Below are 19,484 nucleotides of genomic sequence, written 5' to 3' on the forward strand. Positions count from 1 at the left end.
GGCTCACCACGCCCGCGTCCCGTCGATGGCGTCTTCGGCGTACGACAGCAGCGCGGGCGTCCCCTCGTCCATGGCCGCGTAGAGGGGGTCGTCGCTGTCGCCCGAAAGGTGCCGCGCGTAGAACATCTCGCAGACGCCCGCCAGCTTGTACGTCGCGAGCACCAGGTAGAACGTCGGGTGCTCGAAGGCGATGCCCGTTCGTTCCTCGTACCGTTCGACGAGTTTGCGGCGGGTCGGGTAGCCCTCTCGAGCCGTGAACGACGGCATCAGCTCCGGAATCGGCGGTTCCCCGTCGGGGTCGTCGTGCCAGAACAGCAGCATCCAGCCCAAATCCGACAGCGGCGCGCCGAGCGTCGAGAGCTCCCAGTCGACGACGGCGCTCACCCGCGGCGGCGTACCGGGCGCGAGGATGACGTTGTCGAGTTTGTAGTCGCCGTGGACGAGTGTGTGCGCGTGTTCTTCGGGTACGTTGGCGCCGAGCCACGCCTCCACTTCGTCTCGCCCCGGCAACCCTCCCGGACGCTCGGTCCGGCCAGCGGCCCACTCCATCTGCTTGCCCCACCGGTCGACCTGTCGTCGGAGGTAGCCTTCGGGGCGGCCGAACTCGCCGAGACCCACGGATTCGAAGTCGAGGTCGTGAACCGCCGCCAGCGAGTCGACGAGTTCGTGGCCGAGCGCCGCCCGTCGGTCGGTGGTCGCGAACCGCCCGGGTTCGTCGAGTCGGACCACGTCGCCGTCGACGCGCTCCATGAGGTAGAACTCGCTACCAATGATGGCGTCGTCCTCGCAGTGCAGCACCGTCGGCGGGACGGGCACCGTCGTCCCCTGCAGCGCGTCCATCACGCGGTACTCCCGTCCCACGTCGTGTGCGGTGTCGGCGGTCTCGCCCGGCGGCGGCCGCCGCAGGACGAGTTCGCGCTCGTCCCACGTGACGAACAGCGTCTCGTTCGAGTGTCCCTCCCGGTGCCACTCGACGGCGAACGTCTCCGCCTCGCCCAACTCGGACGCGAGATACATCCGGAGTCGGCGCTCGTCGACGAGTCGCTCCTCGTACCTCCGCTCGTTGGTCATCGGTACCAGTTGACGAACTACCGCCTAATATCCACCGCCGCGAGGGACCCGCGCCGCTGCGAACCACCGTCAGCGCTCGGCGCCGACGATATCGAGGATAGCTCGCAGGACGTCGACGCGGTAGTCGACGGCGGGGCCGTCGTCCGCACCGTACGCGACGGTGTACATCCCGGCGGCGGCCGCGCCCGCCACGTCGTGTTCGTAGCGGTCGCCGACCATCAGCGCCGTCGCCGGCGGGACGTCGGCGGCGGCCAGCGCCGCCTCGAACATCGCCGGGGCCGGTTTCGTCCGTCCGATCGACTCGGAGGTCGTCACCGAGTCGAAGGCGTCCCCCAGTCCGAAGATGTCGAAGATGAGAGTCGCTTCGGCAGTGTTGATGTCGCTGATAACGCCGACGTAAAGGCGGGATTCGGCGAGTCGTTCGACGGTCTCGACCGCTCCCGGGTTCGGCCGGAGCGTCTCTCGCTGGACGCGCTCGAACAGCGGTGCCCACTCCTCGACCGGGACCGACTCGCCGACGACGGCGTCGACGGCGAGACCGTAGGCCGTGCGCGAGGACCGGAACTCGGTTCCTTCCCGTTCACGGAAGTGGCTGCCGACCTCCTCGCGCCACGTCGCCAGCGCGTCGTCGACGGGCGTCGACAGGTCGTATCGCTCGGCGAGCGCCTCAACGAAGCGGCGGTGGGATTGGCGCGCGGAGTCAACGTCGAGGAGCACGCCGCCGATATCCCAAAACACGGCTCGCCAGTCGTTCGTGGCGTCGTTCGCGTCGTCGTTCACCTCCGGGGATTGGCGAGCCACCGCGATGAACCCTCCGGCGAGGGTGTCAACGCGGCTCCCGAGTTATCCGCCACCGGGTCGCCGACGAACGCTTCCGCTGTCGGCAGAACTAATGTGGGTGACTATCGTCTGTCACGGTAGATGATGTCATCCACGGAGCTGACTCTTCGACCGTTCTTCTGGCGCGCGACGAGGCTCTTTCCGGAGAAAGAGGTCGTCTCGCGGGGACCGGACGGGATGACCCACTACACCTACCGCGAGTTCGGCGACAGGGCTCGAAAACTCGCCGGGGCGCTGTCGTCGCTCGGCGTCGAACCGGGCGACCGCGTCGGCACCGTCGGGTGGAACACCCACCGTCACTACGAGGCGTACTTCGCCATCCCGCTGATGGGCGCACAGCTACACACCATTAACGCCGTGCTGCCCGACGACCACGTCGAGTTCATCGTCGGCGACGCCGACGACGAGGTGTTGCTCGTCGACCCCGGCGAACCGTTCGAGACCGTCGAGCGACTGTGGGGACGCTTCGATGGCGTCCACGAGGTCGTCGTGCTAGACGACCAAATTCCTGAAACCGACCTCGACTGCGTCACTGCCTACGAGGACCTCGTCGCCGACGCCGACCCGCTGAAGTGGCCCGACCTCTCGGAGGACCAACCCGCGGGGATGTGCTACACGTCGGGGACGACGGGGAAGCCGAAAGGCGTCGAGTACACCCAGAAGATGATGTACAGCCACTCGATGATGGTCGCGACGCCGTCGGCCATCGGCGTCGACGAGAGCGACGTCGTCATGCACGTCGTGCCGATGTACCACGTCAACTCGTGGGAACTCCCCTTCTCGGCGGCGATGGCGGGCGCAAAGCAAGTGTATCCGGGTCCGTCGCCGGACGCCGAGACACTCGCGCGACTCATCGAGGAGGAAGGGGTGACGCTCACCGCCGGGGTGCCAACGGTCTGGATAAACCTGCTCGACTACCTCGACGAGCACGATGCCGACGTCAGCAGCCTCGACCGCATCGTCGTCGGCGGGAGCGCCGCACCGAGCGCCGTCATGCGCCGCTTCGAGGACGAACACGACGTCACCATCGAGCACGCGTGGGGGATGACCGAGACGATGAGCATCGGCAGCGTCTCGCGGCCGAAGAGCCACATGCGCGACTGGGACCGCGAGGAGCGATTCGAGAAACGGGCCAAGCAGGGACTGCTCTCGCCGGGCATGGAGATGAAGATTGTCAACGACGAGGGAGAGGAAGTGCCGTGGGACGGCGAGACCGTCGGCGAGCTGTACGTCCGCGGGCCGACGATCGTCAGCGAGTACTACAACCGGCCGGAGGCCGACGAGGGGAGCTTCGAGGACGGCTGGCTGAAAACTGGCGACATCGCGACGGTCGACGAGGACGGCTACCTCGAACTCGTCGACCGAGCGAAGGACGTCATCAAGAGCGGCGGCGAGTGGATATCGAGCATCGAACTGGAGAACAAACTGATGGAACACGACGACGTGCTCGAAGCCGCCGTCATCGGCGTGCCGCACGAGCGCTGGCGTGAGCGACCGGTCGCCTGCGTCCAGCGGAAGTCGGGGACGACGCTCTCGGCCGACGACGTGCTCGCGTTCCTCGAAGAGAGCTATCCGCGGTGGTGGCTCCCCGACAACGTGGTGTTCGTAGAGGAGGTCCCAAAGACGGCGACCGGAAAGTTCGACAAGAAACGGCTCCGCGACGAGTACGGCGACGCCGAACTCCCACGCGCGCCCGGCGACGAACGAGATGCCGACGACGGCGACGTGAGTCCGACTGACGACGGCGACGCGAGTGCGACCGACGGCCGGTGACGATGGAGACGACTGACACGACTGACACGACTCGGCCGCCGCGAGAGCGCCACACTCTAGGAGGAGTTCTCCCGTGTACTCGTGGGTGAAGCGCTCGAACGTCTACTACGGCTGGTTCGTCGCCGTCGCGTGCTTCCTCGGCGCGACGGTCGTCTTCGGCGTCTCGTACTCGTTCGGCGTCTTCTTCGACCGGATGCTCGTTGAGTTCGGTCGGTCGCGGGGGGAGACGTCGCTCATCTTCGGCGTCCAGACGTTCGTGATGTACGTCGGCGCGGCCGTCGTCGGCGGCTTCGTCGACCGATACGGGACGCGCCCGCTGCTGCTGACCTCGATGGGCTTTCTGACCGTCGGGTTAGGCGGCCTCGCCCTGAGCACCTCGTTCCTGCAGGTGCTCCTGTTCTACGGCGTCGTCACGTCGCTCGGGCTGAGCATCGTGTACGTCGTCTCGTTCGCGACGGTGCCGCGCTGGTTCGACCGCCGGCGCGGCTTCGCGGGCGGCCTCGCCAGTTCGGGGACGGGCGTCGGGATGTTAGTCGCCACGCCCGCTGCATCGGCGCTCATCGTCGCCGTCGGGTGGCGGTGGACGTACGGGCTGTTTCTGGTCGGTGCGCTCGCGATGCTGGCGGTTGCCGTCGCGTTCGTCGCCGACAGTCCGCGTCGTCTCGACGTGGACGCCGCCGTGGAGTTCGACGGCGGTGCGCCCGCCGAGCGCGAAGCGATGCCGTGGCGGGCCCAGTTACGCGAGACGATCGCCGTCGCGCGCACGCCGTCGTTTCTGCTCGTCCTCGTCGGATGGGTTTGCATCTACGCGACGCTGTACGTCGTCTTCGCGCACCTCGTCGTCTACACGACCGACGCCGGCCTCGGCCGCGGTGTCGGCGTCTGGGCACTCACCCTCGTCGGCGCAGCGACGAGCGTCGCCCGCCTCGGTATCGGCCACGTCGCCGACAGACTCGGTCGGACGCGGGTGTTCGTCGCCTGCTCGGCGACGATGGGTATCTCGACGCTCGTGCTGGCGGCGACGGAGTCCGCGACGGCGGTGTTCGTCTTCGCGCTGGTCTACGGGACCGCCTACGGCGGCAACGGCGCGCTGCTCTCGCCGCTCACGGCGGACCTGTTCGGTGCGGAAAACATCAACGTCGTCTTCGGTCTCGTCTCCGTCTCCTTCGCCATCTCGGGGCTCTTGGCCCCGCCGTCGGCGGGTCTCGTTTACGACGCGTTCGCGAGCTACGCACCCGCGTTCGCCGTCTCGGGCGCCCTCGGCATCCTCGGCGCGGGGATGGTCGCGGCGGCCGACCGGTTGACGACGACTACAGGGTGAGTCTGCCGACCTACTCGATGTGAATCGCCGGGCGGAACGGCACCGCCGCGGAGGCTCTGTCGCCGGGGTCGTAGGCGTCCTCGCCCTCGACGTACAGTTCCACGTCGGCGTCGAACTCGTGGGCGAGGAACGCCGTCGCCTCCTCGTAGGCGGCGTGTTCGTCCATCTCGGCCATCGCGTCGACCGCCGCGTTGTCTCGTCCGCGGACCACGTCTACGAGGTCCTGCACCAGTTGGTTGACCTCGTTGCCCTTCTCGCGCAGGTCAGGGTTCTGCATGACCTGACCCATCACCGCGCCCACGTCGTCGCCGGCGTCGGCGACCACGTCGAACACCTCGCGCTTCCAGTCGGCGGCGACGTACACCCGAACCACGTCGGGGTCCGTCTCGGTGACGCCGACGATGTCGCGCACGTCGTCGGTCAGGCGCTCTATCTGGCGCTCCTGTAGTTCGACGTCCGGTCGAATCAGGTCCTCGTCCACCTCGGGCCACGGCGCGTCCTCGGCGGGGGTACCGGTCAACTGCTCGTGCAGTTCGTTCGTCAGGAACGGGACGAACGGGGCCAAGAGGCGCAGCCGCGTCTCCAGTACTTGTCTGAGGGTCCAGCGCGCGCCCGGACGGTCGGTGTCGGTCCGGCGGCGGTACCAGCGCAGGTTCTCCTCGAAGCCGTAGAAGGCGGCCTGACTCGCGCTGCGCGTCTCGGAGCTCTCCATCGACTCGGTGACGCTCTCGACGGTAGCCTGCAATTTCGACAGCAGCCAACGGTCGACGTGTTCGAGGTGCTTCTCGCCTTCGGGGCCGTCCACGAGTTCCTGCGCGCGGTTCCAGAAGCGGTCCAACTGGTTGCGGACGCTCTCGACCTGATCGTCGCGCCAGTCGTAGTCCTGCCACGGCTCCGCGGAGTTCAGCAGGAAGAAGCGGACGGTGTCCGCGCCGTACTCCTCGATGGCGGTGCCGGGGAGGACGACGTGGCCCTTCGAGGAGGACATCTTCTCGCCCTCAAGCAGCCCCATCCCCATCACGACGATGCCCTGCGGCCAGTTCGGTTCGTCGAACAGCTCGGCGTGGTGGAACAGGTAGAACGTCAGGTGGTTCGAGATGAGGTCGTTCGCCGAGAAGCGGTAGTCGACCGGGTACCAGTAGTCCCACTCCTCGCGCAGTTCCAGTGCGCGCTCGTCGGGGTCATCGACCGCCTCCGCGCCGTAGAACAGCGTGTCGAAGAACTCTCTGGTCAACTTCTCTGTAGGCACGTCCTGCAGACGGTGTGCGACCGTGTAGTAGGACATGTAGATGGTCGAGTCCGACAGCGGTTCGATGACGAAGTCGGTGTCCCACGGCAGGCGCGTCCCCAGTCCGTAGTTACGGATGCAGGGCCACTCGTTCAGCCAGTCGATGGTGTGGTCGTACTCGCCGCGCGTGTTCTCCGGGATGGCGTCCATCCCCTCGACGATTCGCTTGGTCTTCGCTTTCCACGCCTCGTCGTTGTACCGCAGGAACCACGTGTCCTGCTCGGCGACGACGACGTCGCCGCCGCACCGGCAGATGACCTCCTCGGAGAACTCGTACATCGTGTCGAACGCGCCGGAGTCGCGGTAGTCCTCGCGGAACCGGTCGCGGATGTCCTCGACGACTTCGCCGGCGTACTCGCCGTACATGTCGAGCATCGCGCCGCTGTGGAACTCTTTATTGTAGAGTTCCTTCGTCGCCTCAGCCAGCGCCGGGTCGTCCGAGGACTCGATGCCGCGCGACTCGACGGCGACCCGCGCCGGAATCTCGCCGTAGTCCTCGATTTCCAAGATAGGAACGGGTTCGATGGCTTCGACCGCCGCAGGGTCGATGCCGTACGCTTCCATCCGCTCGGCGTCGGCTTTCGCCTCCTGCAGCGCCACGTAGTCGTCCGGCGAATGCGCGGGCACCGACATGACGACGCCCGTCGCGTTGTCGGCGTCGACGAACGAGGCGGGCAGCACCAGCACCTTGTCTTCGGTGATGGGGTTCATGACATGGCGGCCGACGAGTTCCTCGCCGCTGACCGTCTCGTAGACTTCCACGTCGTACGCCTGCAGACGCAGCTTCTCGGCCGCCTGCGCCGAGACGAACCACTGCTCTCCATCTACGTCGGCGACGACGTACTCGGCGTCGGGGTCGATGTAGGCGTTCGTGACGCCGTAGACCGTCTCGGGGCGGAGCGTCGCCATCGGCGCGACGACCGTCTCGCCGTCTCGCTCGAAGGAAAAGCGCACCAGCGTGTACTCCTGGTACTCGGCAGTCTCGCCCTCCAGCAGGTCGTGGGTCGTCACCGGTTGCTGCTCGTTCGTGCAGTACTTGACCGGGTGTAGCCCCTTCTCCAGCAGGCCTCGGTCCTTCAGCGTCTCGTACTGCCACGTGATGAACTTCGAGTAGCGCTCGTCGTTCGTGGTGAACTCGCGCCGCCAGTCGACGGAGAGACCCAGCGACTGCATCCCCTTCTTGTAGTGTTCCTCGATGAAGTGGCGGGCGAACCCCATCGGTGTCTCCAGCTCCTTGAGGGTCTCCTCCGGGACGTTGTACGTGTCTTTCAGGACGCTCAGTTGCTTCTCCTCGCCCTTCTTCAGGCGCTCGACGGCGCCGATGATTGGCGTGCCGGTGACGTGCCACCCCATCGGGAACAGCACGTTGTCGCCCTGCTGTCGTCGGTAGCGGGCGTAGACGTCCGGGACGGTGTACGTTCGCGCGTGGCCGATGTGCATGCCGCCGCTCGGATACGGGTACGGCACCGTGATGAACGTCGTCTCGTCCCCTTCGGGGGCGTCAGCCGGGTCGGCTTCGTAGCGACCGGTCTCGGCCCAGCGCTCCCGCCAGCGCTCTTCGAGTTCCTGCGGGTCGTAATCCATACCCGACTTTGAGGGAGGCAGACTAAAATAACTCCTATACTTGACTTGTGAGACTGTCGGATAGCGGCAAAAATTGCGCAATACGCTACCGCGTGACAGACTGGGTCGGCGAGAGAACCGGCGTCGGGCCAGTGCCCACGTCGGACCGTCTCGGTGTCGAACGAGCGCCCGCGTCAGACCGTCTCGGTGTCGAACACGCCGTCTACCGCAGACGGGTGAACGTCGAGCGTGTACGGGACGAGATACGCCGTCGCCACCGCGAGGACGTTCGCGATGACGGTGACGAGGGTGGTCGTCGAGGCCGCCGCCTCGACCGGCGTGTTCGAGACGAGACCGAGTGCGATAACCTGATAGCCGAAGCCACAGCCGACGAGTAAAACGAGCGATTCGACGCGCCGCGCGTGCGCTCTCCGATCGTGAGTCACGGACGGCGTCCGCCGGCGGACCCAGACGACGCCGGCGACGAACGCCGCGAGTACGGCGAACGTGAAGGTGACGGTCGGATCGGGTCGAGCGTCGACGCCGAGCGTCCGAAGAGAGAGCGAGAGGCTGACGAACAGGAAGGTAAACAGGAATGCAGTCGTCGTCGCCCACTGGACGCCGCCGACGAGCGCGGTTCTGAACAACGGGCGATACGTACTCACGAAAACGAATATGTGAAGAGTTCACTTATACCTCACGACTCGAAGAAGGCCATAATTGTGAAACAGTATACATCTAAGAGAGATACGATAGCCGGAGCGGGGTGGTCCAACGTATCACGAGGGATAGCGCGAAGACGACCGAGAGACGGATGTCGCAGAGTGAGAAGTATCAGCGCCGGGTGTGTCAGCGTCGACTCAGTTGGGGCGTCAGCGTCGAACTCAGTCGATATCGATGCGGTGGTTGTCCTCGTCGTCTGAGCGGTGCTCTTTCGGGAGGTAGACGGTGAGCACACCGTTGGTGTAGGTCGCTTTCGCCTCCTCTTCCATCACGGTCTCGGGGAGCCGAATCGACCGGTTGACGGACTCGCTGCGGCGCTCACGGCGGATATACTCGCCGGAGTCGTCGTCACGGGTCATCTCGCGGGTGCCGCCGATGGTGAGCGTTCGGTCGGTCACCGAGAGTTCGATCTGGTCTTTCTCGAAGCCGGGCATGTCGGCGGTGACGACGAACTCGTCGTCCTCGTCGGCGACGTCGACGGAGAGGCCGGTGGTGTTCCACATCGGGCGGTTCTCCTCGAACTGTCGGTTCATTCCCTCGAACTGCTTGCTCATGCGCTCGAACAGCTCTTCGAAGTCGTCGAACGGGTTGGAACGTCGCATCATCTTGATTTCACCGAGACCCTATAAGGCGCCGTTCGAATATAAAGGTTGCTGGAACCCAGATAGCAATTCTCACGTCAGGGGCCATCTACAGCAGAAATTTTACATCTTCCAAAGAATAAATAGGGAATAATAGTCGCTCACTCGATGTCGATACGGTGACCCTCGTCGTCGTCGCGGCGGTCCTGTTTCGGCAGTCGGACGGTCAGGACGCCGTGTCGGTACGAGGCGTCCGACGCTTCCTCCTCGACCGGTTCGGGGAAGTGGACGGTTCGGGAGACGCTCCGCTGGGTCCGTTCGCGGCGGAGAAATGCGTCGTCGCTCGTCTCGGACGTGTCACTGTGCTCGGCGCGAATCGTCAGTTGGCGGTCGCGCACCGCGAGGTCGATGTCGTCGGTCTCGTACCCCGGCAGGTCGGCGGTGACAACGAACTCGTCGCCGCGTTCCTCGAGGTCGACGGAGATGTCTTTGAGCTTCGACATCCCCGACGACTCGAAGTTCCGACTCAGTTGGTCGAACAGGCGCTCGATCTCCTCGAACGGATTGTTGCGGTCGGGCATAACGCGTGAGAGTTGGGGGGCCGACAGTAAGAATATTATCCGCACTGCGCGCTCGACGGGGCGAGGAGAGGGAGTACGAACGGTCGCGAACGCGGCGACTCAGTAGAGTACGTGGCGCGTGTCGTACGACCCGAGGCGGCGCACCCATCCGTTCTTCGCGATCTCCTCGACGTCGGCGACGGCCTCCTTCGCGCGCTCCTCGTACAGACCGGCCTCGAAGTCGATGTGGAACAGATAGTCGCCCAGGCGGTTGCCGCTCGGACGCGACTCGATGCGTGAGAGGTTGATATCCCGCTCGGCGAACGCTTCGAGCAGTTCGAGCAACAGTCCGGGGTAGTTCGCGTTCGGGTAGACGATGAGCGAGGTTTTGCCGCCCGCCTCCGAGCGCTCCTCAACGGGGGCGACGACCAGAAACCGCGTCGCGTTCGAGGAGCGGTCCTGGATATCCTCGGCGAGCACGCGGAGGTCGGACCCAGCCGTGTCGGGGTGGGCGATACCAGCGACGTGGGGGTCGTCGCGGGCGCGTTCGACGCCGCGGGCGGTGCTGGCGACGGCCTCCAGTGACACGTCCGGATAGTTCTCTTCGAGATAGGTGCGGCACTGCGCGAGCGCCTGCGAGTGGCTGGCGACCGCGTCGAACGACTCGCCCTGCGCGACCAGCGCATGGCGAATCGGCGTGATGAGTTCGCCGACGACGCTCACCTCGCGCTCGGCGAGAGAGTCGAGGCTCTCGGTGACGCTGCCTTCGATGCTGTTCTCGATGGGGACGACGCCGCGGCGGAACTCGCCGTCGGCGACGGCGTCGACGATGCTTGCGACCGACTCGCGAAACTCCACGTCGTCGGCGACGGCGCTGGCGGCGCGATGCGAGTACGTCCCCGCGGGACCGAGGGTGACTGCCTGCATTGCCGGTTCGTTGTCGCGAACGGGGGAAAAACGCGTCGGGTGCGACAGAACGGACTGTCCGGATTACCGCTCGGCGCAGAACTCGACGAAATTCCGCAGGATGCGAAGCCCCGTCTCGCCGCTCTTCTCGGGGTGGAACTGCGTGCCGAAGACGGTGCCGTCCTCGTTTGCGACGACAGCCGGGAACTCGACGCCGTAGTCGGTGGTGGCGATGACGGCATCGTCGTCTTCGGGAACCGCGTAGTACGAGTGGACGAAGTAGGCGTGTTCGCCATTCACGCCCTCGACGAGCGGGTGGTCGCGCTCGACGGAGAGTTCGTTCCAGCCCATGTGCGGTACCTTTTGACCCTCGGAGAAGCGGACGTTCGTGCCGGGGATGAAGCCGAGTCCCTCCACGTCGCCCTCGCCGGCGTGTTCGGCCTCCTCGCTCGTCGTCAGCAGCATCTGCATCCCGAGGCAGATTCCGAAGATGGGTTGGCTGCGCTCTTCTGCCGCCTCCAGCGCCTCCCTGTACGGGTCGGCGTTCTCCATCCCCTCGCGGAACGCGCCCACACCGGGGAGGACGATGCCGTCGGCATCGGCAAATGTGTCAGTATCGTCGGTGACGGTCACGTCTGCGCCCGCACGTTCGAGGCCGCGAACGGCGCTACGGAGATTTCCGAGGCCGTAGTCGACGACCACGATGGAGGCAAGCGCCTCCTCTGCGGGCGTCGGCGATGTCGTACTCATGCGCGAAGGTAGGTGACCCAGCGTCCAAGTGTGTTTCCGTCCGGGCGAACATGACCGTCTCGGAGACGGAGAGCGAAGCGCGGAGAAACCGAGAGGAGGGAGAAGAGAGAAGTGGAGAGGAGAGACGAGAGAAACGAGAGAGCGCCGACGAGCGCGTTACTTCATTAGCGACTCGGCCATCCGGCGCAGGAAGCCCAGAAGCAGTTCGATGGGAACTGCGACCGGTTCCGTTAGAACTCGCCGAGATTCGACTGTCCGGTTTCGCCGTCGCGCGCCCCCGCGATGTCGGCGGCGCGGGCGATGACCGACTCGAACGTCTCCTTTTGACTTCGGTCGTACAGCGTCGCCGCGGGGTGGACCGAGATGAGCACGCGGTACGGTCGGTCGCCGAATCGCACTTCCTCGATCTCCCCCGCCTCCTTCGTGACCGACGCCGAGCGGTCCAGCAGGTGCTCGGTGGGAACCTTCCCCAGCGTCACCACGAGGTCCGGGTCGACGCGTTTTATCTCCGTATCGAGGTAGGCGCGGCAGTTCGCCAGTTCCGCCTTCGAGGGGTCGCGATTCTCCGGCGGCCGACAGCGGACGCAGTTCGTGATTCGAACGTCTGCGCGCGCGAGGCCCACGTCGCGGAGCGCGTCGTCGAGGACGCTCCCCGAGCGGCCGACGAACGGCTCGCCCTGCTCGTCCTCCCGTTGGCCCGGCGCCTCGCCGACGAAGAGGATGTCGGCGTCTTCGGGACCGCTACCGTTGACGATTCGACTGCGAGAGTCGACGAGCGCCGAACAACGCGTACACGCTTCGACGCACAGTCCGTCCATCTGTGCTCGTTCGTCGTCCATACGATACGTGCCGAACGGCAGCGGCTTAACTGTCGTCAGTTACCGCCGACCGATGCTCAGTCGGCACTCCACTGACGCGCCGCGCGCGCGGCGAGACGCGCGACCCGCACCGGTTCGGGTCGGCCGCCGTCGAGCGTGAACTCGCGGACGGTCGCGTCGGCTTCGTCGTCGTCGCACCCTACAGCCCTGACGAACAGCGTCTCGCCGTCGACGTCGACGCGGCGACGCGGCGGCTGAGCGCGGTAGAGACGCCGACGTTCGCCGAGGTCGTCTCCCGAAAAATGAGTTCGGAGCGCGTTGTCCAGTCCGGGACTCCGCTCGAACGAGACCGACAGCACCGGGCGGTCGACGCCGGCGTGAACCGCCCGGAGGTCGACCACGTTGAACCACGCGGGCGCGATACCTGCGAGGAGGAGAACCCGAACGTCCTCTCTGCCGAGCGAGTCGAACAGCGAGACGACGGCGGCCGTCGCGTCCGTCCCGCCGACCGTACAGGTCTCGAACGCGACGCCGTCGACGACGCCGTCGGCGCGGACGACGACGCCGCCGATGACGCTCGCGTCGTCGCCGTCGGAGAAGGCGACGCCAAGCGCTCGTGCGCCCGCCTTCACTCGTTCTTTATGTCCTTCAGCGTGTTCAGAAGTTCCTCGTTCGACGCACCGATTTCGAACTCCACGCTCCCCTTGTGGTTGTTTTCACTGGTCGCGACGCCGTCCTCTTCGTCGAAGTCGGTGCTGTACTCCTGGTTCTCCTGTTCGGATTCATCGTAGCTCCCAAAGCCCATACACGTAAACCTTGCCGATTCACACGGAAAAAGCTCTCGGAATCATTGAGACACAATGACAAACACGCCGCATCCACGGCTGTTTTCACCGTCCGAACCCAGGAGCCTGTATGGAACCGATATGCGTCACCGCAGACGCCGAGGAGTTCACCTGTAACGCGTACCTCGTCCTCGGCGAGCACACGACGCTCGTCGACGCGGGGACGATGCCAGGCGTAGTCGACGTGATTCGGGAACACACCGACGAACTCGACGCCGTCGTGCTCACCCACCAGCACACCGACCACATCGGTGAACTCAACGCCGTCCTCGACGCGTTCGACGCCGACCTCTACGCCCACGGCGACCACCCGCGGCGGACGCACGCGCTCGAACCCGACGAGACTGTCCCTATCGGCGACGAGATAGCGGAAGTCGTGTACACGCCGGGTCACGCCACCGACCACGTCTCGCTCGTCACCGAGACGAAACTGTACAGCGGTGACGTGGTCGTCTACAACGATGGCGCGTTCGACGACGGCAGCTTCGGACGCACCGACATGGCCGGGCAGTCCCGCGAGCGACTCATCGAGAGCCTCCACGACCTCCTCGAGTATCTCCCCGAAACGGTGACGGGGATGTACCCCGGCCACGGCGACGTCTTCGAGGCGAGCGAGGCCGGTGGCGACGCCGAGGACGACGGAGACACCGTCCGCGACGTGGTCGAACGCGCGCTCGAACGGGCCGAGCGACGCAAACCGAAGTACCCCGAGCAGTAAGTACGTCGCGAAGCGGGGAGTTATGTCGTCCGCGGGCCACTACAGCGCATGGCGACCACGACGACCCGCCGCGTCGACGCCGCGCCGCTGACTCGACTCCACTACGTGGGCGTCGCGCTGGCCGCCGTCACGGGCGTCGTCCACCTCGTCCTCGGGATTTCGAACCTCGCGAGTACGCTCGGGGTCCTGTTCGTCCTCGCCGGAGCCGGCTACGTCGGCGGCGTCGTGCTCCTGGTTCGAGGCGTTCGTCGGCCGCCGCTGTATCTCGCCGGTATCGGCTTCACCGTCGTCCAACTCATCGCCTACGTCGTACTCAACGCCGGGAACCTGTTCAGCCCGGTCGCTGTCGTCGACAAAGCGGCGCAGTTGCTTCTCGTCGGGGTACTTGTCACGCTGTACAGAAAGGAGACTTGAGGTATCAGGCGTTGCGCGGTTCCTTCGACTTCGGGCGAAGGTGCTTGTAGCCACACTTGCGGCAGAAGTCGCTTCGCTTCGGGTTTCGGGCGTTACAGCGCATGCAGATCTGTTTTTCCAGCGTTCGGTTGACGGCGTGCTCGAATTTAGGCATGCCACGTGCTTCCGGTGCGAGTCGTATAACGCTTGCGAGAACGGGGCGGAGCGCCGACTGTCGAACGCCGCGACTTCGGACCGTCGTCGACGGATACGATGGACACTGATGGACACGACGGGCGCCGACGGCTGTCGCTCGTCGAACCGACTGCCCGCGCGAAAATCGGTCGAGTGCCGTGCGTTACGCGCCCGCTTCCTGCAGCGCCGCCTCGATGTCCTCGCGCTGGGTGACGCCGACGAACCGGTCGACGACGCCGTCGTCGTTCTCAACGACGAGCGTCGGCAGCGAGCGGACCTGATACTGGTTCGCGACGTCCTGTTCCTCGTCGACGTTGACCTTCTCGAAGTCGACATCGCCGTAGTCGGCCTCCAGCTCTTCGAGAATCGGGTCCTGCGTCTTGCACGGGCCGCACCAGTCCGCATAGAAGTCCTTGAGTCGAACAGTCATGGTTTCCCGACACGGGGTTACCTATCGCCCTGCATAAGAGTTTCTCACCTGTTCGCCGACCGTACCAGAGCGGAGCGACGCGACGTATCGGACGCACGACCGGTCGGCGTGCGAGTCGAAAAGTTTACGCAGGGGACAGACAGAGGTGCCCCCATGAGCAAGGGAGACAACAGCGGCGGCCTGATGTCGAGTGCGGGTCTCGTCCGCTACTTCGACGCCGAGGACCGAAACGCCATCCGGATGAACCCCAAGACGGTGGTGGCGTTCGGTCTGCTGTTCGGTATCGGCGTCCTCGTGTTGAACCTCGTCGCGTAGACAACGCGTCCTTTTTCCGCGACACCCCCTAACCAGAGCGCATGCTCACCGCAGGCGTCGTCGCCGTCCAAGGCGACGTGTCCGAACACGCCCGCGCCGTCGAACGCGCCGCCCGCGCCCACGGCGAAAAGGCGGAACTCGTCGAGATACGCCACGCCGGCATCGTCCCCGACTGCGACGTACTGCTCATGCCCGGCGGCGAGTCGACGACTATCTCGCGGCTGCTCCGCCGCGAAGGCATCGACGAGGAGATTCGCGCCCACGTCGTCGCCGGGAAACCCGTCCTCGCCACCTGTGCGGGTCTCATCGTCGCCGCCCGCGATGCGAAGGACGAACGCGTCCATAACCTCGATATTCTCGACGTGACCGTCGACCGCAACGCGTTCGGCCGCCAGAAGGACAGTTTCGAGGCACCGCTCGAGGTCGACGGTCTCGACGACCCCTTCCCTGCAGTTTTCATTCGCGCGCCGCTCGTCGACGACGTGGGCGACGACGTGTCGGTGCTCGCGCGGTGGGACGGCACGCCCGTCGCGGTCAAGCAGGGGCCGGTCGTCGCCACCTCCTTTCATCCGGAACTGACCGAGGACGGTCGTCTCCATCGACTGGCGTTCTTCGAGCAGGCGGCGGCGGCGTCGCGGTAAGGAGACGTGGGAGGAATCTCAGCCGATACGACACTTTATTTGCAGCGGGTGTGTCTGCGCTGATACATGTCGGGCGAGACGTTGCTGGAGGAGTTGGTGAGCCTTCCCGAGATAACCAGACAGAGCGCCTCGCCGGATGGCGAGCGCGTCGCCTTCTACTACAACGGCACGGGTCGCAACGAGATTTTCGTCCTCGACGTCGACACCGGCGAGGCCGAGCAGTGGACCGACGGTGACGCTCCCCGGCAGACGTGGTGGCCGCTCTCGTGGTCAGCCGACGGCGAGCGAGTGTTCTTCCACCTTGACGCCGACGGCGACGAACAGAACGACATCTACGCGCTCGAAAGCGACGGGACGACCGAACCCGTCGTCGAAACCGAGGGTCAGACCAACCTCCACGCGGTCGGCGACGACGGCGAGACGCTGCTGGTCGCCTCGAACTACGAGGAACAGATGGACCTCTACCGTCACAACCTCTTGAGCGGCAAGATGGAGAAGGTCACCGACCACGACCAAGTCTGGGAGTCCTGTCTCTCGCGTGACTGCGAGCGTGTCGCTTACGCCGCGAACGAGTCCGACGACGCCGACAACCGAGACACATATCTGGTCGGCGTCGACGGATCGAAGCGGAAAAGGCTTGACGTCGGCGTCGTGGGGTCACATACAGACCCCGCCGACTGGGGACCCGACGGCGACCGGCTACTGATTGCCGACAACAGCGAGGATTTCGGTCGCTGCGGCGTCTACGACCTTACGTCCGGCGAGGTCCGGTGGTACGGTGACCTCGAATACGAGGAGTCGCCCGCGTGTTTCACTGCAGATAGCACGCGATTTCTCGCCGAGCGCGTCCGCGGCGCCACTGTCGTCCCGGTAGTGTACGACGTTGAAACCGGCAACAGTTTCGAGTGCCCGCTCACCAACGGCGTCGCTGAGTTCGGATGGCGGAGCACGAACCTGCTCATGGACGACCGGGCACTCCTCTCGTACACGACGCCGGTCCGCCAGAGAGAACTCGTCGCCTACGACCTCGATACGAACGACACCGAGACGCTGTTCCAACCCGATACCGGCCGCTTCTCTACCGACGACTTCGTCGACGCCGAATACCTCACCGTTGAGTCCGACGGCGTCCCCGAGACGCGACAGGCGGCCGTCGAACACGACCCCTACGAGACGCTCGAAATTGAGGCGCTGTTCTACGACTCCGGGCAGTGCCCCTCTGCGCTTCTGGTCAACCCCCACGGCGGCCCCCGTCGCGCCGATCAAAAGGCGTTCCACTACCGGACGCAGTACCTGCTCTCTCATGGATATTCGATTCTGCAAGTGAACTTCCGCGGGTCGAGTGGACGCGGCCGCGAGTTCGCCCGGAAGCTCGTCGGCGACTTTGGTGGGGCCGAGCAAGGCGACATCGCCACTGTCACCGAACACGTACTCGAAACGCGCGACTGGCTCGACGGGAATCGCGTCTGCGTCTTCGGCGGATCGTTCGGGGGCTACTCGACGTATTGGCAGATAGTCCAGTATCCGGACCTCTATGCGGCCGCAGCACCAGTCGTCGGCTACACCGACCTCGAATTGATGTACGAGGAGGCGATGCCGCAGTTCCGAACCGGGTTCATGCAGAAGTATCTCGGCACGCCCGAGGAGAATCCAGAACTCTATCGTGAGCGGAGTCCCGTCACGCACGCCGAAAACCTCGAAGCGCCGCTGTTGATGGCCCACGGAGTAAACGACCGCCGCGTCCCTGTCTCGCAGGCGCGCGTCTTCCGCAACACGCTGAGAGAACACGGCTATGAGGAGGGCGAGAAGGGAGAATTCGAGTACCACGAACTCGGCGAACGTGGCCACAACACTGCCGACATGAACCAGCGACAGTACACCCTCCGACTGCTCGAATCGTTTCTGAACCGCCGTCTCAGTACATCGGAGATCTAATCCGAGGCAGCCACCCGACGCGGACCTCTGTGCCACCGACGAAACGCACGCTTTTCACCGTCGGCGCGCGTCCGGCCCGATATGAGCGATACGGAGCCGGAGACGGACGCGGTCGACCCCGACGACATCCTCGACGACCTGTTCGCGCTCGTCGAACAGCGCAAGGAGGAACTCCCCGAGGGTTCCTACACGACGTCGCTTTTCACCCACGAGAAGGGTGAAAACGCCGTTCTCGAAAAGCTCGGCGAGGAGTCGACGGAGATCGTTCTCGCGGCGAAAGACGACGACAGAGAGGAGTTGGCCCACGAGAGCGCCGACTTCGTCTACCACCTGTTCGTGCTGCTGTCGATGAAGGAGATGACGCTCGACGACCTGCGGGCGGAACTCGCGGCCCGATTCGGCTGAGCGAGAGCAGTGCGAACAGAAAGCGGTCAGTCGGAGACGAACTGCGCCAACTGTGGCTGTCGCCGGTCGACGTCGAAGTGCGGTTGGACCGACCCCGCGGCGGCGATGCGGTCGAGCGTCAGCATCGGGTCGCCGCCTGCGCGTTCGGTTTCGGCATACAGCGCCTCGATAGCGGCGCGTTCGAGCGCGAGCGAGTCGAGTTTTCCGAGCAGGAGCGCGAAGGCGACGCCCGCGCGACCGTCGGGAAACGAATCGAGCACGTGAGAGAAGTCGGCGGCCTCGGGTGGAGCGACCGAGTCGCCGGATAACTCGGTCGGTTGGGTCCGCAGACAGACCGTACAGAGGTCGACGGCGTCGCTACGCTCGGGTGCGTACTCGCGGAGCTCCTCGGGGACGGCGAAAGAGACCGTTGCCGATTCGCAACTCGAACAGACCATACTCGAGTGAAGGGCGCGGACCCCGAAAAACGCGCGGCTCCCGGCATTCGAGACGAGTCGCCGTCGCGTGATTTCCGGGAGACGATGGGCGGACTACGCAGATGCATCGCTGGCGGGCGAGAGAATAGAGAGGAGAAAAGTGAGATATGCGTGCGTCGGCGCTCAATCGGCCGTGACCGTCTCGGGCTCTTTGGCGGCGGCTTCTTCGGCTTCCCGCTCGGCTTTCTCCTCCTCTTCCTTCTTGGCCTTGATCTTCTTCATGCGGAAGATTTCCTCGCGCTCCTGCTCTTCGAGTTTCTGCTCGATGTACTCCTGACCCTCGTAGAGGTCCGGAAGCACCTTGAACTCCAGTGCGTTGACGCGGCGCTTCGTCGTCTCGATCTCGTGGAGCATCTTCTTCATCGCCGTCTCGACCTCGGCGGCGAGGATGATGGATTCGAGCAGTTCCTCGTAGGCGTCGGCGGCCTCGTCGATGCGCGCCGAGGAGCCGAGCAGGCCGTAGCCGCGCTGGTCGAGGCTCTTTCTCACTCGGCTGGACTCGATCTGGGGGACGACGACACCCATGATGTTCTTCGACTGCGTCGTGATCTCGGGGTGCTCCTTCAGCGCCGCGGCCGCGCCGCGGACGGCGACGTCTCCCTCCATCGCGCGCGCCATGTTGATCTTGTGCTGGGCGCGCTCGTAGTCGTCGGACAGGCCCGACCGCACGTCCTGCGCTTGGTCGAGGATGTCCATGAACTCCATGATGAGGCCGTCGCGCTTCTGTTCGAGCGTGTCGTGACCGCGCTCGGAGAGTTCGATGCGGTCCTCGATCTCCATGAGGTTCTTGCGGGTCGGTTTGACGTCTTCGGCCATCTGTTGTCGGAAGATTGCGGATGGAGGCGGTTAACCTTTTTCTGTTTTCCCGCCGCTGACGGAGTCGGTAGCCGTCGGAAGTGCTGCCGCTCTCGGCGGTCGATAAACGAAGAGAAACGCG

The 19,484-nt window shown here is 65.2% G+C and carries 23 protein-coding genes; 8 read left to right on the forward strand and 15 right to left on the reverse strand.

The genetic code is table 11. The features are described 5' to 3' along the window. Positions 1 to 3: 3 nt before the first annotated feature. Both LAQ58_RS13520 and LAQ58_RS13525 read right to left on the reverse strand, forming a co-directional pair. A complete protein-coding gene (locus LAQ58_RS13520) occupies positions 4 to 1,071 on the reverse strand; it encodes a phosphotransferase family protein (RefSeq protein ID WP_224447972.1) in 1,068 nt (355 codons plus the stop codon). Positions 1,072 to 1,140: 69 nt separating this feature from the next. After that, positions 1,141 to 1,872 (reverse strand): HAD family hydrolase, encoded by a 732-nt coding sequence (locus LAQ58_RS13525; protein ID WP_224447973.1) that lies wholly within the window; start codon positions 1,870 to 1,872, stop codon positions 1,141 to 1,143. A gap of 120 nt (positions 1,873 to 1,992) precedes the next feature. On the opposite strand from LAQ58_RS13525, the gene LAQ58_RS13530 reads away from it, so the two are divergent. Then, positions 1,993 to 3,684 (forward strand): long-chain fatty acid--CoA ligase, encoded by a 1,692-nt coding sequence (locus LAQ58_RS13530; protein ID WP_224447974.1) that lies wholly within the window; start codon positions 1,993 to 1,995, stop codon positions 3,682 to 3,684. A gap of 73 nt (positions 3,685 to 3,757) precedes the next feature. Beyond that, a complete protein-coding gene (locus tag LAQ58_RS13535) occupies positions 3,758 to 5,005 on the forward strand; it encodes an MFS transporter (RefSeq protein WP_224447975.1) in 1,248 nt (415 codons plus the stop codon). A gap of 10 nt (positions 5,006 to 5,015) precedes the next feature. Here LAQ58_RS13535 and leuS read toward each other — a convergent pair whose 3' ends face one another. From leuS to LAQ58_RS13580, 9 genes are all read right to left on the reverse strand, one after another. Next, positions 5,016 to 7,877, reverse strand: coding sequence for a leucine--tRNA ligase (gene leuS, locus LAQ58_RS13540; protein ID WP_224447976.1), 2,862 nt, complete (start codon positions 7,875 to 7,877; stop codon positions 5,016 to 5,018). A gap of 173 nt (positions 7,878 to 8,050) precedes the next feature. Beyond that, entirely contained in the window at positions 8,051 to 8,521 is a 471-nt protein-coding gene (locus tag LAQ58_RS13545) for a hypothetical protein (RefSeq protein WP_224447977.1), read from the reverse strand. A gap of 219 nt (positions 8,522 to 8,740) precedes the next feature. Beyond that, positions 8,741 to 9,184, reverse strand: coding sequence for an archaeal heat shock protein Hsp14 (gene hsp14 / locus LAQ58_RS13550; protein ID WP_224447978.1), 444 nt, complete (start codon positions 9,182 to 9,184; stop codon positions 8,741 to 8,743). Positions 9,185 to 9,321: 137 nt separating this feature from the next. Beyond that, a complete protein-coding gene (locus LAQ58_RS13555) occupies positions 9,322 to 9,741 on the reverse strand; it encodes an Hsp20/alpha crystallin family protein (RefSeq protein WP_224447979.1) in 420 nt (139 codons plus the stop codon). 99 nt (positions 9,742 to 9,840) lie between these two features. Beyond that, on the reverse strand, positions 9,841 to 10,647 hold the full coding sequence (gene pheA / locus LAQ58_RS13560) for a prephenate dehydratase (RefSeq protein ID WP_224447980.1): 807 nt from the start codon (positions 10,645 to 10,647) through the stop codon (positions 9,841 to 9,843). 63 nt (positions 10,648 to 10,710) lie between these two features. Continuing rightward, positions 10,711 to 11,376: an imidazole glycerol phosphate synthase subunit HisH gene (gene hisH / locus LAQ58_RS13565; RefSeq protein WP_224447981.1), complete on the reverse strand. Its 666-nt coding sequence runs from the start codon at positions 11,374 to 11,376 to the stop codon at positions 10,711 to 10,713. A gap of 230 nt (positions 11,377 to 11,606) precedes the next feature. Next, positions 11,607 to 12,194 carry a uracil-DNA glycosylase gene (locus LAQ58_RS13570; protein WP_425490715.1) on the reverse strand — a complete coding sequence of 196 codons (588 nt, stop codon included), beginning with the start codon at positions 12,192 to 12,194 and terminating at the stop codon, positions 11,607 to 11,609. A gap of 77 nt (positions 12,195 to 12,271) precedes the next feature. Then, on the reverse strand, positions 12,272 to 12,826 hold the full coding sequence (locus tag LAQ58_RS13575) for an endonuclease dU (RefSeq protein ID WP_224447983.1): 555 nt from the start codon (positions 12,824 to 12,826) through the stop codon (positions 12,272 to 12,274). Beyond that, positions 12,823 to 12,999: a DUF5786 family protein gene (locus tag LAQ58_RS13580; RefSeq protein ID WP_224447984.1), complete on the reverse strand. Its 177-nt coding sequence runs from the start codon at positions 12,997 to 12,999 to the stop codon at positions 12,823 to 12,825. The genes LAQ58_RS13575 and LAQ58_RS13580 overlap by 4 nt, the downstream gene beginning before the upstream one ends. Before the next feature lie 110 nt (positions 13,000 to 13,109). On the opposite strand from LAQ58_RS13580, the gene LAQ58_RS13585 reads away from it, so the two are divergent. Together LAQ58_RS13585 and LAQ58_RS13590 are read left to right on the forward strand one after the other, a co-directional pair. Next, a complete protein-coding gene (locus LAQ58_RS13585; protein WP_224447985.1) occupies positions 13,110 to 13,757 on the forward strand; it encodes an MBL fold metallo-hydrolase in 648 nt (215 codons plus the stop codon). Between the two features lie 48 nt (positions 13,758 to 13,805). Continuing rightward, positions 13,806 to 14,171 (forward strand): DUF7475 family protein, encoded by a 366-nt coding sequence (locus LAQ58_RS13590; protein ID WP_224447986.1) that lies wholly within the window; start codon positions 13,806 to 13,808, stop codon positions 14,169 to 14,171. 4 nt (positions 14,172 to 14,175) lie between these two features. Here LAQ58_RS13590 and LAQ58_RS13595 read toward each other — a convergent pair whose 3' ends face one another. Continuing rightward, positions 14,176 to 14,325: a 50S ribosomal protein L40e gene (locus tag LAQ58_RS13595; protein ID WP_224447987.1), complete on the reverse strand. Its 150-nt coding sequence runs from the start codon at positions 14,323 to 14,325 to the stop codon at positions 14,176 to 14,178. A gap of 183 nt (positions 14,326 to 14,508) precedes the next feature. Next, positions 14,509 to 14,775 carry a thioredoxin domain-containing protein gene (locus tag LAQ58_RS13600; protein ID WP_224333045.1) on the reverse strand — a complete coding sequence of 89 codons (267 nt, stop codon included), beginning with the start codon at positions 14,773 to 14,775 and terminating at the stop codon, positions 14,509 to 14,511. Between the two features lie 153 nt (positions 14,776 to 14,928). Here LAQ58_RS13600 and LAQ58_RS13605 point away from each other — a divergent pair, with 153 nt between their 5' ends. The 4 genes from LAQ58_RS13605 (at position 14,929) to hisE (ending at position 18,071) form a co-directional block, all read left to right on the forward strand. After that, positions 14,929 to 15,090, forward strand: coding sequence for a preprotein translocase subunit Sec61beta (locus LAQ58_RS13605; RefSeq protein WP_117593294.1), 162 nt, complete (start codon positions 14,929 to 14,931; stop codon positions 15,088 to 15,090). Between the two features lie 41 nt (positions 15,091 to 15,131). Beyond that, a complete protein-coding gene (gene pdxT / locus LAQ58_RS13610; RefSeq protein ID WP_224447988.1) occupies positions 15,132 to 15,731 on the forward strand; it encodes a pyridoxal 5'-phosphate synthase glutaminase subunit PdxT in 600 nt (199 codons plus the stop codon). Between the two features lie 66 nt (positions 15,732 to 15,797). After that, the gene (locus LAQ58_RS13615; protein WP_224447989.1) at positions 15,798 to 17,666 is read left to right on the forward strand and encodes a S9 family peptidase; all 1,869 of its coding nucleotides are present in this window, start codon (positions 15,798 to 15,800) and stop codon (positions 17,664 to 17,666) included. A gap of 81 nt (positions 17,667 to 17,747) precedes the next feature. Further along, positions 17,748 to 18,071, forward strand: coding sequence for a phosphoribosyl-ATP diphosphatase (gene hisE, locus LAQ58_RS13620; protein WP_224447990.1), 324 nt, complete (start codon positions 17,748 to 17,750; stop codon positions 18,069 to 18,071). A gap of 26 nt (positions 18,072 to 18,097) precedes the next feature. On the opposite strand, the gene LAQ58_RS13625 is transcribed toward hisE, so the two are convergent. Then, positions 18,098 to 18,508: a DUF6276 family protein gene (locus LAQ58_RS13625; RefSeq protein WP_224447991.1), complete on the reverse strand. Its 411-nt coding sequence runs from the start codon at positions 18,506 to 18,508 to the stop codon at positions 18,098 to 18,100. A 162-nt stretch (positions 18,509 to 18,670) separates the two neighbouring features. Then, positions 18,671 to 19,363: a V-type ATP synthase subunit D gene (locus LAQ58_RS13630; protein ID WP_224447992.1), complete on the reverse strand. Its 693-nt coding sequence runs from the start codon at positions 19,361 to 19,363 to the stop codon at positions 18,671 to 18,673. Positions 19,364 to 19,484 lie beyond the last annotated feature (121 nt).

The organism is Haloprofundus salilacus (assembly GCF_020150815.1).
Lineage (GTDB): Archaea > Halobacteriota > Halobacteria > Halobacteriales > Haloferacaceae > Haloprofundus > Haloprofundus salilacus.